Below are 18,433 nucleotides of genomic sequence, written 5' to 3'. Positions count from 1 at the left end.
AGTCAGCACCCGCCATGACCTGACGGGTGCCGACTCGCTGACCATCGCTGCCGTAGCAGTACGACGGCCGATCACAACCAGGCGCGGGGATCTCTGCCGCACGCACCCGGTCGGATGTCTGACAGAAGCATTACCGAGGACGGCTCGACTCATGCGCACCACCTGTGCGTTTACCCGTACGAGTGACCACGCACGGCAATGGGGACGAAAGGCGCTCGACACGTCGAACGGTTAGTCTCTGCCCAGCGTGGGAAAACCGGATCAGTTTCCATGAGCATGCCGCCGGAGGCCCAGCATGAGTCTTGACCGCGCCACGGCGCCCGATCCCTACGATGTCCTGCCACCGGTGCCGTCTTTCACGGTGACCAGCGCGGACGTGACGGACGGGCAGCCTCTCGACGAGCTCTACGTGCACACCAGCGTCGGTGGTAAGAATCTGTCGCCGCAGCTCTCCTGGTCCGGGTTCCCGGCCGAGACACGCGGTTTCGTGGTCACCTGCTTCGACCCGGACGCGCCGACGGGGAGCGGCTTCTGGCACTGGGTCCTGGTCAACCTGCCGGTGTCGGTGACGTCGCTGGAGCGTGGCGTGGAGCCGTTGCCGGAGGGTGCGTTCTGTGTGCGCAGCGACTACGGCGACCGGGCCTACGGTGGCGCGGCGCCGCCGCCTGGCGACCGCCCCCACCGGTATGTGTTCGCGGTGCACGCGATCGACGTCGACCGTCTCGAGGTGACGCCGGACGCGTCACCCGCCTACGTCGGCTTCAATCTGGCGTTCCACACCGTGGCGCGGGCGACCATCCGCCCGACCTATCAGGTGCGCGCCTGAGGCATACGAAAAGGCCGCCGGCATGACGCCGGCGGCCTGATCGAGAGGTATCAGCGGGGCGAGCGGGCCACGCAGAAGACCGACTGACCGAAGGGCGGCCGGACGATCCGCTCGGCGGCCTTGGTCACCGGCAGCACCACCGAGTCATACACCTTCACCATCGGCCCCTCCTTCGGGGCGAGCTTGAAGATGCTGGTCGCGGTGTAGTAGCCGAGCAGACCCAGCGCGTTCGCGTAGTGGACCTTCTCGATCTCGAGCCCGGCCTCGACGAAGGCGGCGCTCAGCGTCTTCTTCGTGTAGCGGCGGATGTGCCCGGTCGCGATGTCGACCTGACTCATCGCGAACATGAACGCCGGCACGATGATGATCACCTTGCCGCCGGGGCGGACCAGCTCCTTCATGCTGCGCAGCGCGCCGACATGGTCCTCGATGTGCTCGAGCACGTTGTAGGAGACGGCCGCGCTGTACTCACCCGCGGGGTTCTCGACGGGGAGCAGCATCTGCTTCACATCGATGTTCGGGTACTCCGCCATCCGCTCCTTGAGCAGGACGAGCCGGTCGGGGTCAGCCTCGGTCGCGGTGAACTTCGGCAGGTGCTCGGCCCACTCGATCGCGTAGTCGCCGAGACCGCTGCCGATCTCGATGGGGTTGTCTCCCAGATGCGGGAGAGCGAGCTCCACGAACCACCGTCGGTGGTTCACCGCGGTGGCGAGGCCTTCGAGCACTTCGGACTGGATCCGCTGGTCTCCAGTGATGTCTGCCATAGGTGAGGTTCCCTCGTCTTGCCGATCTGAGTGACAGCGGGACCGCTGAAGTTAACCATCTACCGCGCCTATCCGAAAGTTGACCGCTGGTCACCACCGATTTTTTGGCCTGATTGAGACATGGCGCGCCGGGTACTCGTGCGGCTTACCCCGCTGGGAGTTCACGGGTCGGTCGCCTCCTCGGACACGCGGAAAACACGCGTACATATCGGCTCTATCACGCCTGGGGCGCACACCGCTGGCTTCTCGTAAACCTCGGTTAGGGTGGCCGATGCTATGACGATTACGGGTTTTGACTCGACAGGCCAGTCGACCGGCGAGAACGTTCTGCCGCCGCGCCAAGTGACCGCCGACGACGACCTGGACGCGGAGCTGATAGCCCTCGGGGCAAGTGTCGCGGTGGCCGCGCCGGCCATTGTGGCGCCCGCCGTCGAGACCGTCGAAGAGCAGGTGGGAAGCCCTTCACGGCGCCGCTGGCTCACGTGGCGGGACGCTGCTGCCCTGGTGAGTCTTCTCGCCGTGGCGCTCTACCTGACCGCCCCTTTGTGGCTCAATCTTGATCATGAACTGCGTGATGATCCGCAGGATCAGGCTTTCTTCGAGTGGATGCTGGCGCACGGTGCACGCGTGCTCACTGATGGCGTCTATCCGTTCTTCTCGGACCGGATGAATTACCCCGACGGGGTGAACATGATGGCCAACACCTCGGTCTTGGCCGTTTCCTTGCCACTGACGCCCATCACTCTTCTGTTCGGTCCGCATGTGGCGTTCAACGTATTTCTCACCGGCGCATTGGCATTCACCGGCGCGTCGTGGTATTTGGTGCTCTCGCGTAGGTTCGTCACATCTCGGGCAGCGGCCTGGGTCGGGGCGCTCTTCTGCACCTTCGCGCCGAGCATGGTCTCGCACGCCGGCGGGCACCCGAACATCGTCTCGCAGTTCCTCGTCCCGCTGATCATCTGGCGCACCCTGGAGCTCCGGGTCCGTGGCCGGGCCCTACGGAACGGGCTGATCCTGGCCGGCCTGCTGGTCTGGCAGGCCTTCATCAACCTCGAGATCCTCTTCATGACCGCCGTCGGTCTCGGCTTCTTCTGCGTGGTCATGGCGGCCGTCCGGCGCCGCGGCCACCCGGGCGAGGCGACGGCGTTCCTGCGGGCGCTCGGAGTCACCGCGGCCACCACTCTGGCCGCGCTCGCCTACCCGCTGAGCGTCCAGTTCTTCGGTCCGCAGAGCTATCACGGTCTCTCCGAGTACGTTCGGGCCTTCGGCGCCGACCTCGCGTCGTTCGCCGCGTACTCCCGGCACTCGGTGGCCGGTGACGCCGCGATCGCCAGCCGCCTCACCCAGAACCCGGCGGAGGAGAACGCGTTCTTCGGCTGGGGTCTGATCGTCCTCTTCGCCGGACTGCTGATCTGGCTCCGCCGCTCGGTGGCGGTGCTGGTCATCGGCGGGATCGCGCTGCTCTTCGCGGCCTTGTCGCTCGGGCCCAACATCGTGCTCAACGGCGTGGACACCGGATACCCCGGAATCTGGTCCGTGCTGCACAGCATCCCGGTCCTCGACTCGGCGGTGCCGACCCGCTGGGCCATGGCGATCGCCCCGCTCGTCGGCATCGTCCTCGCCCTGGGCTGTCAGCGTGCGGCCGACATGATCCGCAGTCAGCCCGCGTCCCGGGGCCCGATCCGGGTGGCGATGATCACCGCGGTCGCGATGGCACTCGTCCCGCTGATCCCGAAGCCGCTGGCCACGGTGCCGATGGACCCGGTTCCCCCGTTCATCACCTCGGGCGCCTGGCGGACCTACGTCGACGACCGGCACACCATGGTCGCCCTGCCGCTGCCCGACAACGTCTATCCGGATCCGCTGCGCTGGGCCGCCGAGACCGGCCAGGATCTGCGGATCGCCGGGGCGTACGCGCTGCTCCCCGCCCAGAACCCGCAGAACCCCCAGGACCGGACCGCGATGTTCGCGCCGCCGTGGCGCCCGACGAGCGGCCTGATCGTCTCGATCAAGCAGGGCAACCCGATCCCGGAGATCAACGACACCCGCCGTGAGATGGCCCTGGCCGACCTCCGGTTCTGGAAGGCGGCCGTGGTCGTGCTGACCCCGCAGACCCGTGACATCGAGATGCTCCGCACCATGTCCGACCTGCTCGGGTTCCGCCCGACCTGGACCGGGGGCGTCTGGGTCTGGGACGTCCGGCACCTGGTCGACGACCCGGAGGCGGTCGTCGCCGGCGGCGAGCCCTACTGACACCTACCGCGATGACGTGACGGGCCGGGCGATCACGCCCGGCCCGTAGTCGTTGATCGATGCGGGCATGCCCAGGTCGCCTGTGAGATCTGTGGACGCCACCTCGGTGACCACCGCATTCAGCCCGGCGGCCGCGCTGCGGTCTCCGGCTGCCGCCCTGCTCGCGTGGATGCCACGGGGCCGTGCGTGTGTCGTACCTCTAAGGGGTCTTGATGCAGCAGCCCGGGCAGACCTTGGGGCGCGGCAGAGTGAAGGCCAGGCAGCAGGTCTTGCGCTGTACTTCGAGTTTGCCCTGGTGGCCGGGGTGCAGCTCGATCAGGTCGCGGACGCCGAGCGCGCCGAGGAGGCGGTCGATGGTGTCGGCGGAGGAGCCGGGGACGGCGTCGGCGGAGCGCAGGACGCCGTAGGCGACGCCGGAGGCGAGGGAGCCGAGCAGCGTGCGTTTGCCGAGTCGGACTCGGCTGTGGATGGCGTCGAGCAGCGGCGTCAGGTGGTGGTCGAGGAGGCTGCGGCGGAATTCGGTCAGCAGGGCCGCTTCGTCGGCGACGACCTTGACCTGGGGGAGTCCGGCTAAGGCCAGCGGGTCGTGGGGCAGGACGGCGATCGGGATGCCAGGTCGCAGACCGATGGTGATCAGCGGGCGCGGGTCGTCGAAGCGCATCAGGGTGTCGGTGGCGGTGAGTAACGGCACCCGTCGCGCCGAGGCCCAGCCGAGGACGGCGGGGAGCGCGAGCCAGTATGTGTACGCCTTCCAGGCGAGCGCGGCGGCGGCGTGCGGCTGAGCGTCCCAGCGGCGGCGCGCGGCATCGAGGAGGGTGTCCAGGTGCACGTCGGCGAGCCGTGCCGTGGGCGTCCAGCCGGCCAGGTCGCGGACCACCAGGTCGGGGGCGACTCCGGGGAGCTCGGTGCTGGTGCCGAACATGGCGCGCAGGGTCGCGGTGACCGGCGCCAGGGGCCGGGGGCGGATCTGCGTGAGCTCCATGGTGATGCTGGTCACGGGCGGTCGCCTACCCGCGGCACTCGTCGCTGAGTCACCGCAACAACTCCTCGCGGATGAGCTTGCTCAACCAATGGGACGAGCCCGCTCTTGTGGAGCGGCATGGCTCGTGGCATCCCACGGTACCCGGTTAAGGGTAGCCTAACCACACTGGTCCACGGGATCTTTCGGGCGAATGCCCAAGGTAATGCTTACTTTACGTAGCGTTGATCCGCTGCCGGATTCGTCAAGGTATCTGTCGGCAACGCGCTACTAGCTCCTTGGTGACACAAGATCCCAGCGACACTGAACATGCCGTCGCGAAGGGGACATCCGTGATGACCACCTCGCCCATCGACAGGGCCGCAGATCAATTCGTCACGGCGCTTGCGCAATGGCGGGTCGAGCGCGGGATGACGAAGAAGCAGCTGGCCGCGCGCATGGGCTTCGATCCCTCCTACGTCAGTCACGTCGAGGGGCGCCGGCACAAACCCACCGAGGACTTCGCTCGCCGGGCCGAAGCGGTGCTCAGCGCAGGCGGCGCGATCTGGGAGAGATTCCAGGAGTACGACGAACTCCGTCACGCCCGCACCACCGGACCGCACCGCGACCCTCCGGTGCCGGTCCAGTGGCTGCCGCCCGGCACCGGCCTGATCGTCGAGCGTGAGGTCGCCGAGCTCGCCTACACCGACGGCGCCTACCGCTGCCGCGTCCAGCGATGGCTCTACAACGCCGGTGTGGAACCGGTCACCCGCTACCTCGCGAAGATCTCGGTGGACCGTTACCCGCACGACCCGGCCGGCTCCAACCGCCACCACCGGGAGAACCCGCTCACCTTCGACGAGATGGACGTGAACGCGTTCGCCGGAGAGGGTGACGCGGCCGAGACCATGATCTGGCGGGTCAAGCTCGACCGGGACGCGTCCAAGGAGATCTGGCTGATGTTCGCCAACGGGCGCGGCCAGTTCCCGCTCTATCCCGGCGAGCGGACCGTCATCGAGTACGCGTACACGGTCGGCGAGGAGAAGTGGGGCCAGTGGTTCCAGCGCGCCGTCCGCCTGCCCACCCGGTCGCTCACCGTCCGGCTGAACTTCCCCGAGATCTTCGAGCCCCAGGTCTGGGGTGTGGAGGCGTCCCTCGCCGCTGAGGTGCCCGTCCGTACCCCGTTGGAACGCCGCATCGAGGGAGGTCGTGCCATTTTCGAGTGGTCAACCGACGCACCCCTGCTCAACGCGCGGTACCGGCTGGAATGGCGGTACCGCGGCGCCGACGCGCCGGTCTACGAGGAGACCGGGCCGCCCGAGCCGGCCCTGCCGAGGGCCTCGCACCGGATGCGTGGCATCGGCATCATCCAGCGCGGATCCGACCTGCTCCGGCAGCGGGCCCGCCACTTCCAGCTACCCCGCGAGGGCGCCGCCGCCCGGAACGCGGTCACCAGGCTGCTCACCTCGCTCGGCCGCCTGGAGGACCTGCACGAGTTCAGCAAAGGCGTGGGCCTCGCCGCGCCGCAGATCGGGGTGCCGGTGGCGGCCGCCGTGGTCCGCCCACCGGAACGCGACATCGACCCGGTGGTCCTGCTCAACCCGCGGGTCGTCGGTGAGTCCGCGGAGTGCGACGAGCAGTACGAGGGCTGTCTGTCGTTCTTCGACTACCGCGGACTGGTGCCGCGGCCGTTGCGGATCGATGTGGAGCACGCGCGGTTCGACGGGACGCGGGTGGTCACCAGTTTCGAGCGGGCGCTGGCCCGGCTGATCAGCCACGAGATCGACCACCTGGAGGGGCGGCTCTACGTGGACCGGATGGAGGCCGACGCCAAGCTGATCCCGGTCGCCCAGTACCAGCAGACCGGACGGCCCTGGGACTACTAGCGCCTCCTCAGTCGGAGAAGCTGTCGTACTTTATCCGGACGGAGGGGATCTGCAGCTCGGACAGCTTCTTCAGGGTGGAGCGCACCATGCGGCCCGAGCCGGAGACGAAGAAGTCGTGTTCCTTCCACGGGCCGTACTTCGCCACCACGTCTGAGATGTCGCCCTGCTCGCCGGGGAACGTCGGATCGTCGCTGCACGCCGTCACCACCGACAGCCACGGATAGCGGGCGGCCAGCCGGTTCAGGTCGGCCAGGTCGTACAGGTCCTCACGATTGCGCGCGCCGAAGAAGACGTGCACCCACCGGGTCCGGTTGTACCGGGTGAGCTCCTCGAGCAACGACTTGATCGGGGCCAGCCCGGTGCCGCCGGCCACGAAGACGGCGTCCCGGGTCGATCTTCGGTCCAGCGTCATTGTCCCCATCGGGGCGGCCAGCTTGATCATGTCGCCGACCTGGAGCCGGCGGACCAGCGCGCTCGACACCCAGCCCGCGCCCACCGCCCGCACGTGGAACTCCAGGGTGTTGTCCCGCCGGGGCGCGTTGGCCGGCGAGTAGGTGCGCCACAGCCGCGGCTGATAGCGGGGACACTCGATGCTCACGTACTGCCCGGCCCGGTAGTCCAGCGGCTGCAACGGCAGCACGGTGAAGACCGCTATGTCCCGGGACCGGCGCTCGTGCGCGACCACCTCGCCGTACCAGTACGGCGGGTTCGGATCCGCTTCCGCTCCGGCCAGCATCTTCGAGGCGATCACCGCGTACGCGTCGGCCCACGCCTGGTCGTACTCGACACCCCAGTGCTCGCCCGCGTACGCCCGCATCGACTCGATCAGCGCCCCGCCGACCACCTCGTAGTGCTCTGGTTCCACGTGAAACTTGCGGTGGTCGCGCCCGAGCGCCCGAAGGTACTCGTCGAACTTCTCCGGATCCTCCAGCGTCTGCACCGCCGTCACGATCGCGTTCAGCAGACGGGCCCGCTGCACATCCATCTGCACCGGGAACAGATCACGCAGATCCGGATACGACAGGAAGATCCGCGCGTAGAAATAGCCGGCCACCTTGTCCTGATGTTCCTCGACGAGGCTCCAGCTCTCCTTGAGCATGCGTGCGAGGTCTCCCATGCCATTCAGGGTGGTCAGCACAGTCGGGAACACGACGCACCCTAAGTGCGACGGCGGTGTGTCGCATGGCGAAATGGGCGCATTTATGCCTCGCCTAGAGTGGCGGGGTGACCGTGGAAGAACAGCAGCAGACCACCCGTCCGCGTTACAGGGCCGAGATCGCCATCGTGCTGTTGCTGTCCCTCGGGCAGTCCGCGGTCTACTCCATCGTGTCGCTGACCGCGAAACTCACCGCTGAGAAGCCACTCGCGCAGCAGACCACCACGCTCAACCCGACAGTCTCGCCCCGCATCTATCTGGATCTCACGTACCAGATGCTCGGGATCTTCTTCGCTCTCATCCCCGTGGCGCTGGCGTTCTTCCTACTCGCCAAGGACCGGATCGGGCCGCGGGAGCTCGGCATCGACTACCGCCGGCCCGGCCACGACATCGGCTGGGGCTCGTTACTGGCGGCCGGCATCGGCCTGCCCGGACTGCTCCTCGTGTACGCGGCGCTACAACTCGGCATCAACGCGCAGATCAGGCCGTCCGGACTCGAACCGTACTGGTGGTCGGTGCCCGTGCTGATCCTCTCCGCGATCCAGAACTCGGTCCTCGAAGAGGTCATCGTCGTCGGATACCTGATCACCCGACTCCGGGCCCTGGAGCACCCAGTGGTGTGGATCATCGCAGCGTCCGCCGTCCTGCGTGGCTCCTACCACCTCTACCAGGGATTCGGCGGCTTCATCGGAAACGCGATCATGGGCGTCGTGTTCGCGGTGTTCTTCCTACGAACCAAGCGGCTCATGCCGTTGATCGTCGCCCACAGCCTGCTCGACATCGTCGCCTTCGTCGGGTACCAACTACTCCCCGACTCCTGGCTGACCTGGCTCTCCATCTAGCTGCGCGTAATACCGGCGGGCCCGCACCGCGACCATCTCCGTCGTCACACGGGCGCTCAGGAACCCGGCCAACAGCCGCACCCCCGGCGTCGCCAGGCTCAGCGCCGCCCAGCCCACAACCGGCCCCACACCCGGACTGACCAGCCGCAACAGGTCCGCGGCACGCTCCGGGTCCGTCGGATCCAGACCATGGACCGCGGCGAGGTGCAACACCATCTCGGCGTGCGTGATCACGGTGGCCGCGCCGAGAGCAATCGGGGCGTACGGGCCGGCCAGCGCGCCAGCGCCGCCACGCAGTCCCGCCGAGCGGGTGAACCGCTGCGTGGCCAGCCTCGCCAAGGCCTCCCGCGATGCGGTCGGATACATCGAACGGACATCACCGGCCCAGGCCCGCGCGCGAGGGCCGAGAGTCTGCACCAAGGCGTGGGCCAGGATCTCGGGGGTACGGGCCGGCTCCGCCAGCAGTTGCTCCCCGATCGAGTCCGAACGCCGCCGATCCTGGCGAGCCGCGACCACACGCAGAGCCGTCACCGGGCGGACCTCGGCCGCCGGCTGCCTGTCCGGTCCCGGCTCCTCCCTCCCCTGCGTCTCGCCGGTGCCCCCTGCCGTGGCCAGTGCCGGCTCCGCGGCGACCGGTTCCGCCGGCGGTGGCACCACGTGCAGTTGCGGCGGTGTCCAAGGCGCCGCCGACGGCTTCTCGACGGGCGAGTCCGCCGCTGGAGCCGCCTTCTTGACCGGGAGCGGTTTGGGCAGGGCCTTCTTCGCGGGTGGGGCCGTCTTCGCAGCCGTCGCCCTCGGGGCCGGGGCTGCCCTCCTGGCTGGCGCGGTCTTGTCGGCAGGCGCTGCCTTCTTGGCCGGCGTGGTCCTCTTGGGCGGCGTCGCCTTCGTTGCTGCTGTGGCGTTCGCTACCGGCGCCGCCTTCTTGGTCGCGCGTTCCGCCGCATTCGGGACGATCGGCTTGGCGGCGGCCGTGGATTCGGGCGGCTCGCTCGCACGCGTCAATTCGCCAGATTCGGCTGAGGTCCCAGAGGCTGTGGTGGCCGCCAGCTCCGTCATGGCCTCCGGCGTGGTTGTGACCAGCGGCTCTGTGGTGGCTTGCGGCGTGGTCGTGGCCGCCGGCTCTGTGGTGGCTTGCGGCGTGGTCGTGACCAGCGGTCCTGCGGTGGCCCGCGGTTTGGTTATGGCCCGCGGCTTGGCTGTGGCCCGTGGCTCTGTAGTGTCTCGCGGCTTCACCGTGGCGGGCGGCTCGTCGGAATCGCTCGCGGCTGAGGGTCCAGCACGTTCGGCCGGGCTGATGGCGGGCCCCGGTTCGGCGGCTGTGGGCTCGGCCGGTGCGGCGGCGGGCGGCTGCTCGGGGCGACGGACAGGCTGGGGCGGCACGGCCGGCGTCCCTGTGTCGGGGCGAGCCGCCTTGCGTGGGGTCCGGCGGGGGCGTGCTTCGTCCGTACCCGTGGAAGGGTCTGAAGAGTGACCTTCGGCACCGTCGTCGGACAGTGGGGGTTGGAAGGTGACCGCCGGCGGCGCCCCGCGGCGCTCCGGACTCGCGCCCGGCCGCTCAGCGGAGGGCGTCTGCTCGGGCGCACTGAACGGGCTTCGCGGATCCCGAGCCCGCGGAGCCTCCCGGCGAGTGTTGTCCTCCATCGCTGGAGCCTAGCCGCATCCGCGACGTTTCGCCTGTTCGCGCCCAGTCGCGAAGATCTTCGGTGCGCCGGATGCCTACCTCTTTGTGCGGCCGTCACCGGGTCCGGTATTGTCAAGCCTCGGTGGCCCTCGGGCGACCGGGGAGACTTCGCCTAGTCTGGTCTATGGCGCCGCACTGCTAATGCGGTTGGGGTTTTAAAGCCCCTCCCGGGTTCGAATCCCGGAGTCTCCGCGCAAAAGTCGGTGTTGTAGGCTGACTGAGCAACAAGGCAAGCGCCCGTAGCTCAATGGATAGAGCATCTGACTACGGATCAGAAGGTTAGGGGTTCGAGTCCCTTCGGGCGCACTTCTCGAAAATGGCCGTGACCTGCGGAAACGCGGGTTGCGGCCTTTTTCGTTTCCCACTATTGGGCGCTGAAATCCTGTTATGTGGGACGTGGTGATCCTGTGGTGATCGGTTGTTCTGGATTGGGCTGTCTGCCCTGATGCTGACCAGTGCTTTTGTGTCTGGGCGCGTCCATGGTCATGTCGACAGGGCGGGATTGCGCCGTTCGGTCGACGGTTGACCGGCCGGCTAGGCAAAGGGCGTCTGGCCTGCGTTAATGCTGGCGAGAGGTGCCGCTGGGCTGGCCAGCACTGGGACAGCGAGGCTGTGTCTGATCGAGAGTCCTCGGTTTCGCCGAGTTCGATTGGCGGGCTGACCTTCTCGGTGGCGATGATCCAGCGGTGATCCGCGGTTTGCTACGGCGCCATTGCCGCGGGGCGCGTGGTGAATGCCTTGCGCCGTAGCATCGACATAACTTGATCTATGCGGCGAGTCACGCAATGGTTCGTGCACCGGCCGGGGTGCTGATCTGACCCTTCCGGCACCGTGGCGAACGGATCGCACGTCGACCCACGCTGTGGCAGCGCTGCCGGGCTCCTCGTCAGAGGAGTCCGGCACGTGGCGCTCCTTGGTCACCTCTTTACCTTGTTAGGTCGCCAAAGGCGATGAACTCGTTGGTGGGTGTCTCGTCGGCAACGCTTCTGAACTGCGCGTTCAGTACCCAGCGGGCGGGCGTACGGTCCTCGTTCTGTTGGAGCCAGAGCACCCGGGCGCTTGTCAGTACATGGCCGGCCCGGCGTCGTGTCGTGAGCCAAGTCTGGAACTCGGGGTGATTCCACACCGGAAGCGGGATCTGGCGCTCGACGAAGCTTCGGCGCGAGCCGTTCCCGATCATCGTCATGACTGCTGTTGCGGCGTCGTCGAGGGTGGCGGTGACTGGAGCGCCGTTGCGGATGGCGCATTCGCGGAGGTATCCGACGTGCATGGCGTTGGGCGGGGCGCCGAGGACGACTCGCCCACTGGCTTCCCACCGCCCGAACTCCACGTTCGTGGTCAGCCCGGGCAGGTGCTGCATATCGCGGGGCACCCAGAACAGGATGACGTCGACGATGGCGAGCCAGCGATCTTCCCAGGCGTGGTGGTCGTACTTCAGCGGCTTGCCGTCACGCGGCTCCGGCACGAACACGACAAGTTCGCCAGCTCCTGTCCAGGCGCCTTCAACGGCCTTGACCGCTTCGGGGCGCCACGACGGGACCGCTGTTGTTCGCGGCATCGGTCCTGCGATGAACAGCGACGCGTCCCAGGCCTCGGGTGGTTCCTCGTTGGCGTAGACGAAGGTAACTCTGCTGCTCATGGGTTGACTCCGGCTGTTGAGAGCGTGATATCGCTGCAATGCCGTTGGGGTCGATGTCTCGGGCGATCTGGTCGGCCGTTCTCGGCCGTGGGCGGGTCCTGCGCACGGCAGTGATGGGAAGTCGTGCGGTCGGCTGGGCCGAATAGTCCATTCGGTTCCGCATCCTGACCTTGAGGTCAGGGTGCCATCGGTGATGTCGAGTGCCTCGTGGGATCCCTATTCTCGCAAGGCGCGAGTTTCACGTAGGAGAGCAGGAGCCGTATGGTCGACGAGATCAGGTACGAGTACACGACCGTGCGGGCAATTCGCGGCACCGACAGCTCGATGATCGCGAAGATGCAGAAGGACGGCTGGGAGTTCGTAGACCAGACGCCGGGCATGCTTCGATCCACTCTCAACTTCCGTCGGCCGAAGAAGCCGGTGCTGTGGCGCTTGATCGGCGTCGGGGTCGCTGTCCTTGCGGTCCTGGCCGTCGCCGGCGGCATCGCCTCTGCGCTCAGCGATGGAGGCGAGAAGGGCGAAGGCGAGACGAAGGCTGAGGCAGCCACAACGGCAGCAGCCACGACGGCGCCCGTCGTGAGTGAACAGCCTGCCGCTGCGCCCACACCAACGGCGGTCGAGTCGCCTGCCACAAAAGTGATCACGGCTCGGAACAATCCCGAGTTCGCGGCTCTGCTGAAGGCGGATTCCTGCGACGACGCGAACGTGGACTTCGCGACCAAGTACGCGGGCCGGACCGTCGCGTTCAACGGGTCGATCGTGCACATGGCGCCCCACGGTGACTACGACACCCGCTACGACTTTCTTCTGGGCCCGGGCGACAAAGGCCCGAGGACGACGGTCGGCCCGGCCTTCCACTATGAGGACGTCAACGTCTTCGACCTGAATCTGACGGGTAAAAAGATCCCCGCCATCGTCGGCGCAGGTGACAAGTTCCGCTTCGTCGCCGAGGTGCGGGAGTTCAATACGGTCCAGTGCAGCTTCTACCTCGATCCGGTGTCGACGGAAGTCCGATAGCCGAGCGGCCGCTGCCGTCGGTACGTTGACCATTGAGACGTCCAGGCCGCCAGGTCATGGATCCAATCCGCGGTCGCTCCGGTCGACTTGGCGGCCCACTTCTCCGCATTGCTCGACGCGAAGTAGTCCAGGATCTCGTCGTCGGTCAGCCGCCATGCGGGGAACCGGGTCAGCCATTGTTCGGCCTGCTCCGCCGTGTGCCCGGCACTGATCAGCCACTGCATGAGCAAGGCCAGCTCGACCCACGGCGCGGCCTTGGTCGCCATCGCCCAGTCGACGATCCGCAGGCCGTGTGGGGTCACGATCAGGTTGGCCGGGCCGAGGTCGGTGTGAACGAGCGTGTCTCCGGCCATCGCCGGATGCTCGAACCCGAGCCTTGCCCGCGGGTCGAACAATGACAAGCCGGGTGCCGGCGTCTGGCCGAGTGCTGTCAGTGCTTCCTCGAGAAGAGCCAGGTCCGCGCTTGCAGGGGACAGATCGGCGTGCGGTCCCGAGCAGTGCTCGAAGCCCACCACCAACCAGCCAGCTGCCTCGAAGTGCCATGCGACTGCGGGTGAGAGAGGCCCGCTGACGGCCTCGCTCACCCGCAGTTCGTAGCGCAGGGACCGGACCCCGAAATCACTGTGGGCCGCCTTGACGAACGTCGTCCCACGCGTCCCGGCGACGGTTGCGGCTATCTCCGCGTGGTCGCCGGTCTCAGCGGGGATGACGTGAGGTTCGCCGACGCGGTCGGCTACCTCGTCGGTGACGGCTTCGGGCAACGCGGTCCAGTCAATGCGCATCAGTCAGATCGTCCTTCAGATTCCCGGGTTGGGCGGGCAGCAGGAGTTCGCCTCGCCGTCCCAGAACTCGGGGTCGATGTAATAGCCGGTCGCCTTCAGCGCCTGACGGGTGTACTCCGGCGAGGAGCCGTCCGCCATGCCTTCGGTCAGGATCGGCACGTGGTGGACGAAGTGTCCCGCGATCTGCTGGCAGGCGGCGGCGTACGGCTCGGTGTGCTGCAGAGACGCGTGCCAGGCCGCGTCGACCGGCTCGGTCGGGACGACCCGGTACGAGCGGCCGTCCGGCAGCATCCGACCGAAGTCGGGGTCGTGCTGTGAGTCGGCGTGCGCCTTGAGCATGAGCAGCATCTGTCCGACGGCGCGGCGCGCGTAGGTCTTGGTGACCTCCTGGCGAGCGGCGAAGAAGTCGGCGAGCTTGTTGAAGGTCTCCGGGTCGACGAGCGCCTGGGGATCCTTGGCGGCCTTCGGCGGTAGGGCGGGTGCGAGTGTCACGATTCCTCCTGGTTGTATGGATCACCGGCGCGTGATGCGCCGGGGAAATCCCGCATCAACGGGCCGATTGGTGATTGCCGATGAGGTTCTGTCCGGGTGCGTGGGAGACGTAGTCGACGTTCGGCTCGGTGCGCGCGGCCTGGAGCAGGTCGGCGGCCAGGGCGCCGACGTCGGCACCGACCAGCCACTGCGCCAACAGGTCCCGTGCCTGGGTGACCTGCTGAGCGAAGGCATCCGGGTTCACGACGTCGGCGGGCGGGATCACGCGCCGTAGCGGGGTCGAGGTGAGCGCGGCCTGGGCCAGTCTTCCGGCGATCCAGTAGCCGGTGCGCTCGCGGGCCACGAAGGTCACGTGGACGCTTTCCTCCGTCTGGCCACGCGCGTGGGGGTTGTGCATCCAGCCGCGCGGCAGCACGAGGATCTGACCGGGTTCGAGGTCGAACTCGTAGTCAGGGCGCATCGTCTTCATGCGGTGGAGGACGTCGCTGCCGGGCGGGGTGTTGGACGCGAACTGCTCGCGGTGGGGCTCTTCGACGCCGGGCTCCCAGATCTGCCAGGTCTTACGGCCGGCGAGCTGGTAGATCAGGCCCATGTTCTGGTCCCAATGGTGGTGTAGACCTTGCCCGCCCGCCGGGGTGACGAAGCCCGTGGCGTAGGTGCCGTATCCGGTCTCGTGCTGGATCGCCGCGCAGATCGCGTGCACTGCCGGACACCAACGGTGCAGGTTGCGAAGCTGGATGGTGTAGCCCCGGCCGCGCCATTTCGCGACCTTGCCCGGGTCGAGGTAGCCGTCCGTCGTGTATGCCCGGGAGTGGAGCGCCGCCCCATCTTTGATCACGATGAGTTGCTCTTCGGGCGCCGTGCCGGTGTGGAGGTAATCGTTGATGAGTTCCGCGTTGACGACGAGGGGAAGGCGGCTGTCTTCGGGCGGTTTATGAAGCGCCGGCTTGGACGGCCAGTCGGTCATCATGTCGCGGACGGTGGTGTCGTCGAAGAGGATCGAGAGAGACATTTCAACTCCGGTGTACGGAAGGTGGGTATTGGGCGACCTCGCGACTGTGAGAGGACGCATGCGCGAATGAGCCGACGGGCGGACGCTCCGGAGGGTGATGAGTCATCAGCTGCAGGCGGTGTTGCCACGTAGTCCGTTCACGTGGCGGGCCTGCGGCCACGGGCCCAGCCGACGAACCGTTCGTACAGGTCAGCCGGTGGCCCGCTCGCCCCGGCTGCCCAGTCGTCGATCGCCTCGATCAGGTATGAGCCGAGCAGGACCGACAGTCCGTGGGGGAAGTCCTGGTACTGCTCGGCGAGCTCGACCTTGGCGATGGCGCACGGCCACGGCTCGCCGCACACCTTGCAATCCCAGCTGGGCCGCTCCCCTTGATGGTCCGTTCGAGGAACTAACACCACCGGCCTCCCACGGCTCGGCGTCCGGGTGCCAGTGGACCGCTGCTCGGCGGGAGGCCCCTCCACCGGAGGCCGCAACGGTCTGACGTCATCGCTGTCTCGCCGCGAACAGAACCTGGCCGCCGCGACCGGCGACGGAAACCCGCCGGGCCGAGATCAGTTCCGGGCAACTCGCCCCCGGCTGGCGGACCGGCAGGCGCAGGCTCCTCGAGAAGATCGTCACCGCGCTCTCCCGCCGCCAGCACGGTCCCGGCGAATCGCATGCCAGACAACGTCCCGTCGCACTCGACGTCACGTGCTCGTCAAGTGTCGTCTGAGCCCGGCTGAGTAGTTGCTCGGCCGACACCGCGTAGTACGTGTTCCCCGCCATGCTGTCCTCCCGTGACGCCGAGGCCGGCCGGTCACCCGCCGCCACGGAGGAACTGCTCACGTAGCGGCGGGGAGTCATCGCCGGTATTGCTCATGAGGCGGCCGGATCCAGCGGGCCACCGTCTTTCGCTGCTGATCGCCATGCGTTGTGATTGAGCGTGGCGGCCCGGTGGCCTGAGTTGAAGGCGACAGCAGTCAGCCGCCGTCAGCCGACGCTGACAGCAGCGGAGTACGCCAACGGAGATCTGCGGATACTGTGCGCTCATGAGCGCGGAGCCGAAGCGAGCCAGCGAATGGACCATCCACGGAGAACGCGTCATCGACGACACGCGCCGCGCGGTGCTCAGCATCGCCGACGTGGAACTACCCGACGGCGTGCGGTTCGAGCAGTACGTCCTTCGGATCCCAGGTGCGGCCATGGTTATCGCCCTCGACGACGAGCAGCGCGTTCTGATGATGTGGCGGCACCGCTTCATCCTCAACCGCTGGGTCTGGGAACTGCCCGGCGGCTACCTCGACCCCGCGGAGGAGCCGATGGCCTGCGCCGCCCGTGAAGTCGAGGAGGAGACCGGCTGGCGGCCCCGCACCATGGAAAAGCTGGTGGCCTACCAGCCCATGGTCGGCACGATCGATCAGGACAACGTCGTCTATCTGGCCCGCGGGGCCGACTTCACCGGCGCGGACCCGGACATCAACGAAGCCGAGCGCATCGGCTGGATCCCCCTCGACGAGGTCCAGCAGCACATCGACAATGGCACGATCGTCGGTGCCGGTTCCGTGGCAGGCCTGCTCGCCGTACTTCTGCTGAAAGCGACCGGCAAGCTCTAAACGCTCTGCAACAGCGGAGCCGCACGCTCGGTGAACTCCCGCACAGCCGGAAGCCCGGCATGCTTCGAGAGCCGGTCCGCCAGGTCGGACAGATAGTCGCGAGCCCGTGAGGAGTGCAGCCCCTCCACCGCGTCGACGGCCTCGACGCCTACCCGGGCGGCCTCCTCCACCTCACCGGTCTGCACGTGCGCCACCGCCAGCAGGACAAGGTTGAACTGACGCCCCCGGGCGTACTGCCGCCCGTCCATGTCGAGGGACCTGGTGGCGAACCGTTGCGCGAGGTCACCCCGGCCCAGAGCCGTGAAGCAGTGCCCGAACTTCGCCGCCAGATACGACTCGTCGAAGTAGCCGATCCACTGCGGCTCGCTGCTCCGATCGGCCTTGTCGAAGATGCTCTCCGCCCGGCTCAACGCGGTAGCGCAGGCAGCCTCGTTCCCACCGACCGCATATCCCTGGGCTTCCAGTACCGCCGACTCCGCCTGGATCGCGGCGATGCCGGCCTCCGTCGCCGCCCGCCCCGCAGCACGAGCCAGATCAACCGCCTCGTCCGAGGCTCGCAGGTAGGCGGCCTGATGACTCATCGCCGCCAGGATCTCCGCGCCCAGCGCCCGGTCTCCGGCACCGGCCGCAAGCCGAAGGGCCTGGATGAGATACCGCTGGGCCAGTCCGTGCATGCCCGCGTCATAAGACGCCCAGCCGGCCAGTTGCGTCATCTCCGCCACCGCGGACAGCAATTGCCGGCCGGTCGCGGCGTCGTAGCGGCCATTGACCAGGTCAGTGACGTCACCGTCGAGGAAGCGCACCAAGCTGTCCCGGATGTGACCACCGCCGAACTGGTTGTCCAGCGTCCGATACGTCGAAGTCATCCGCCGCACGGTCTCCACGTCCGGTATCCCGATGAGTCGTTCCCCCGTACCCGAAGGCTGCTCGTCGAACGAGGCCATCAGCCATCGCATAGCCGGAGGAAGGAACGCCGTCGCGCTGAATCCGACACGCCGAAGAAGGTCTCGCCGCTGCATATCGCCTCGCCAAAGATCCACGGCGACATCAATGCCGTGCCGCCAATCCGGCGCGAACTGTAGCCCGGTCGGCGCGCCGGCACCCGTGGAATCGACATCGACAGGCTGTAAGCCGCTGTCGGCTGACATTTCCTGAACCATGGCGGACAGTCGTCCACCCGCGTTGAGCGCGCCATCGAGCAGCACCGCTACCGAAACACTTGGCCGCTTGGTCCCGGTTTCCAGGTCCCACAAATAACCGTGCGAACAGTGGATCATCTGACCGAGTCGCCGCAGCGATACACCTTGCTGTTCGCGCAGCTCCTTGAGCTTTCGCGAGAAATTGGGATCGACGACGACGGTCCGTCTCGGCATGATTCTCTCCCCAGGCTTTAGCCGAGAAGATCGGCTTTTGCATTCCTTTGGTCGCGTAGCTTGTGCGAACGATACCGGACCCATTTCGATCCATCCGGCCTCGATCGGTGTGAACAGGGCCGGGCCGTCTTTCTACCGGCCCGGCCCTGTTTCTGCGCTA

General features: G+C 67.5%; 16 protein-coding genes and 2 tRNA genes. 8 read left to right on the top strand and 10 right to left on the bottom strand.

The genetic code is table 11. From position 1 onward, the window contains the following. Positions 1-295: 295 nt before the first annotated feature. Complete coding sequence (locus tag ACQPZW_RS48340; RefSeq protein WP_433792684.1) at positions 296-826, top strand: YbhB/YbcL family Raf kinase inhibitor-like protein; 531 nt, start codon at positions 296-298, stop codon at positions 824-826. 50 nt (positions 827-876) lie between these two features. On the opposite strand, the gene ACQPZW_RS48335 is transcribed toward ACQPZW_RS48340, so the two are convergent. Continuing rightward, complete coding sequence (locus ACQPZW_RS48335; protein WP_433792683.1) at positions 877-1,590, bottom strand: class I SAM-dependent methyltransferase; 714 nt, start codon at positions 1,588-1,590, stop codon at positions 877-879. A 276-nt stretch (positions 1,591-1,866) separates the two neighbouring features. Between ACQPZW_RS48335 and ACQPZW_RS48330 the strand changes: the two genes are divergently transcribed. Then, positions 1,867-3,843: a hypothetical protein gene (locus ACQPZW_RS48330; RefSeq protein WP_433792682.1), complete on the top strand. Its 1,977-nt coding sequence runs from the start codon at positions 1,867-1,869 to the stop codon at positions 3,841-3,843. A gap of 199 nt (positions 3,844-4,042) precedes the next feature. On the opposite strand, the gene ACQPZW_RS48325 is transcribed toward ACQPZW_RS48330, so the two are convergent. Further along, entirely contained in the window at positions 4,043-4,825 is a 783-nt protein-coding gene (locus tag ACQPZW_RS48325; protein ID WP_433797868.1) for a hypothetical protein, read from the bottom strand. Between the two features lie 332 nt (positions 4,826-5,157). On the opposite strand from ACQPZW_RS48325, the gene ACQPZW_RS48320 reads away from it, so the two are divergent. Then, complete coding sequence (locus tag ACQPZW_RS48320; RefSeq protein ID WP_433792681.1) at positions 5,158-6,687, top strand: peptide deformylase; 1,530 nt, start codon at positions 5,158-5,160, stop codon at positions 6,685-6,687. Between the two features lie 7 nt (positions 6,688-6,694). On the opposite strand, the gene ACQPZW_RS48315 is transcribed toward ACQPZW_RS48320, so the two are convergent. Then, on the bottom strand, positions 6,695-7,804 hold the full coding sequence (locus tag ACQPZW_RS48315; RefSeq protein WP_433792680.1) for a globin domain-containing protein: 1,110 nt from the start codon (positions 7,802-7,804) through the stop codon (positions 6,695-6,697). Between the two features lie 107 nt (positions 7,805-7,911). On the opposite strand from ACQPZW_RS48315, the gene ACQPZW_RS48310 reads away from it, so the two are divergent. Beyond that, on the top strand, positions 7,912-8,685 hold the full coding sequence (locus ACQPZW_RS48310; RefSeq protein WP_433792679.1) for a CPBP family intramembrane glutamic endopeptidase: 774 nt from the start codon (positions 7,912-7,914) through the stop codon (positions 8,683-8,685). Here the strand turns inward: ACQPZW_RS48310 and ACQPZW_RS48305 are convergent. Further along, a complete protein-coding gene (locus tag ACQPZW_RS48305; RefSeq protein ID WP_433792678.1) occupies positions 8,647-9,687 on the bottom strand; it encodes a hypothetical protein in 1,041 nt (346 codons plus the stop codon). The two genes, ACQPZW_RS48310 and ACQPZW_RS48305, sit on opposite strands and share 39 nt — an antisense overlap. A 780-nt stretch (positions 9,688-10,467) precedes the next feature. On the opposite strand from ACQPZW_RS48305, the gene ACQPZW_RS48300 reads away from it, so the two are divergent. Together ACQPZW_RS48300 and ACQPZW_RS48295 are read left to right on the top strand one after the other, a co-directional pair. Continuing rightward, positions 10,468-10,558 (top strand) — tRNA-Ser (locus tag ACQPZW_RS48300). 41 nt (positions 10,559-10,599) lie between these two features. Then, positions 10,600-10,672, top strand: a tRNA-Arg gene (locus tag ACQPZW_RS48295). Positions 10,673-11,291: 619 nt separating this feature from the next. Here ACQPZW_RS48295 and ACQPZW_RS48290 read toward each other — a convergent pair. Next, entirely contained in the window at positions 11,292-12,005 is a 714-nt protein-coding gene (locus ACQPZW_RS48290; protein ID WP_433792677.1) for a hypothetical protein, read from the bottom strand. 261 nt (positions 12,006-12,266) lie between these two features. Here ACQPZW_RS48290 and ACQPZW_RS48285 point away from each other — a divergent pair, with 261 nt between their 5' ends. Next, complete coding sequence (locus ACQPZW_RS48285; protein ID WP_433792676.1) at positions 12,267-13,022, top strand: DUF4839 domain-containing protein; 756 nt, start codon at positions 12,267-12,269, stop codon at positions 13,020-13,022. Here ACQPZW_RS48285 and ACQPZW_RS48280 read toward each other — a convergent pair. The 4 genes from ACQPZW_RS48280 to ACQPZW_RS48265 all read right to left on the bottom strand — a co-directional run bounded on the left by ACQPZW_RS48280 (position 12,989) and on the right by ACQPZW_RS48265 (position 15,649). After that, positions 12,989-13,606: a phosphotransferase gene (locus ACQPZW_RS48280; protein WP_433792675.1), complete on the bottom strand. Its 618-nt coding sequence runs from the start codon at positions 13,604-13,606 to the stop codon at positions 12,989-12,991. The two genes, ACQPZW_RS48285 and ACQPZW_RS48280, sit on opposite strands and share 34 nt — an antisense overlap. Positions 13,607-13,819: 213 nt before the next feature. After that, positions 13,820-14,296, bottom strand: a complete 477-nt coding sequence (locus tag ACQPZW_RS48275) for a hypothetical protein (RefSeq protein ID WP_433792674.1) — start codon at positions 14,294-14,296, stop codon at positions 13,820-13,822. Between the two features lie 55 nt (positions 14,297-14,351). Next, positions 14,352-15,308 (bottom strand): JmjC domain-containing protein, encoded by a 957-nt coding sequence (locus ACQPZW_RS48270; RefSeq protein ID WP_433792673.1) that lies wholly within the window; start codon positions 15,306-15,308, stop codon positions 14,352-14,354. A gap of 137 nt (positions 15,309-15,445) precedes the next feature. After that, positions 15,446-15,649: a hypothetical protein gene (locus tag ACQPZW_RS48265; RefSeq protein ID WP_433792672.1), complete on the bottom strand. Its 204-nt coding sequence runs from the start codon at positions 15,647-15,649 to the stop codon at positions 15,446-15,448. Positions 15,650-16,336: 687 nt separating this feature from the next. Between ACQPZW_RS48265 and ACQPZW_RS48260 the strand changes: the two genes are divergently transcribed. Continuing rightward, on the top strand, positions 16,337-16,900 hold the full coding sequence (locus ACQPZW_RS48260; protein WP_433792671.1) for an NUDIX hydrolase: 564 nt from the start codon (positions 16,337-16,339) through the stop codon (positions 16,898-16,900). Here ACQPZW_RS48260 and ACQPZW_RS48255 read toward each other — a convergent pair. Further along, a complete protein-coding gene (locus ACQPZW_RS48255; RefSeq protein ID WP_433792670.1) occupies positions 16,897-18,273 on the bottom strand; it encodes a helix-turn-helix domain-containing protein in 1,377 nt (458 codons plus the stop codon). The two genes, ACQPZW_RS48260 and ACQPZW_RS48255, sit on opposite strands and share 4 nt — an antisense overlap. Positions 18,274-18,433: the final 160 nt, after the last annotated feature.

The organism is Actinoplanes sp. CA-252034, from assembly GCF_050956125.1.
Classification (GTDB): Bacteria; Actinomycetota; Actinomycetes; order Mycobacteriales; family Micromonosporaceae; genus Actinoplanes.
The sequence above is the reverse complement of the archived record's forward strand: the minus strand, read 5'-3'. Positions and strand labels throughout refer to the sequence as shown.

Excerpts from the sequence above, each read along its gene's own strand:
- ACQPZW_RS48325 (WP_433797868.1), bottom strand. The coding sequence starts at position 4,825 with ATGGAGCTCACGCAGATCCGCCCCCGGCCCCTGGCGCCGGTCACCGCG.
- ACQPZW_RS48285 (WP_433792676.1), top strand. The coding sequence starts at position 12,267 with ATGGTCGACGAGATCAGGTACGAGTACACGACCGTGCGGGCAATTCGC.
- ACQPZW_RS48260 (WP_433792671.1), top strand. The coding sequence starts at position 16,337 with ATGAGCGCGGAGCCGAAGCGAGCCAGCGAATGGACCATCCACGGAGAA.
- ACQPZW_RS48255 (WP_433792670.1), bottom strand. The coding sequence starts at position 18,273 with ATGCCGAGACGGACCGTCGTCGTCGATCCCAATTTCTCGCGAAAGCTC.
- ACQPZW_RS48335 (WP_433792683.1), bottom strand. The coding sequence starts at position 1,590 with ATGGCAGACATCACTGGAGACCAGCGGATCCAGTCCGAAGTGCTCGAA.
- ACQPZW_RS48290 (WP_433792677.1), bottom strand. The coding sequence starts at position 12,005 with ATGAGCAGCAGAGTTACCTTCGTCTACGCCAACGAGGAACCACCCGAG.
- ACQPZW_RS48315 (WP_433792680.1), bottom strand. The coding sequence starts at position 7,804 with ATGGGAGACCTCGCACGCATGCTCAAGGAGAGCTGGAGCCTCGTCGAG.
- ACQPZW_RS48330 (WP_433792682.1), top strand. The coding sequence starts at position 1,867 with ATGACGATTACGGGTTTTGACTCGACAGGCCAGTCGACCGGCGAGAAC.
- ACQPZW_RS48270 (WP_433792673.1), bottom strand. The coding sequence starts at position 15,308 with ATGTCTCTCTCGATCCTCTTCGACGACACCACCGTCCGCGACATGATG.
- ACQPZW_RS48320 (WP_433792681.1), top strand. The coding sequence starts at position 5,158 with ATGACCACCTCGCCCATCGACAGGGCCGCAGATCAATTCGTCACGGCG.
- ACQPZW_RS48340 (WP_433792684.1), top strand. The coding sequence starts at position 296 with ATGAGTCTTGACCGCGCCACGGCGCCCGATCCCTACGATGTCCTGCCA.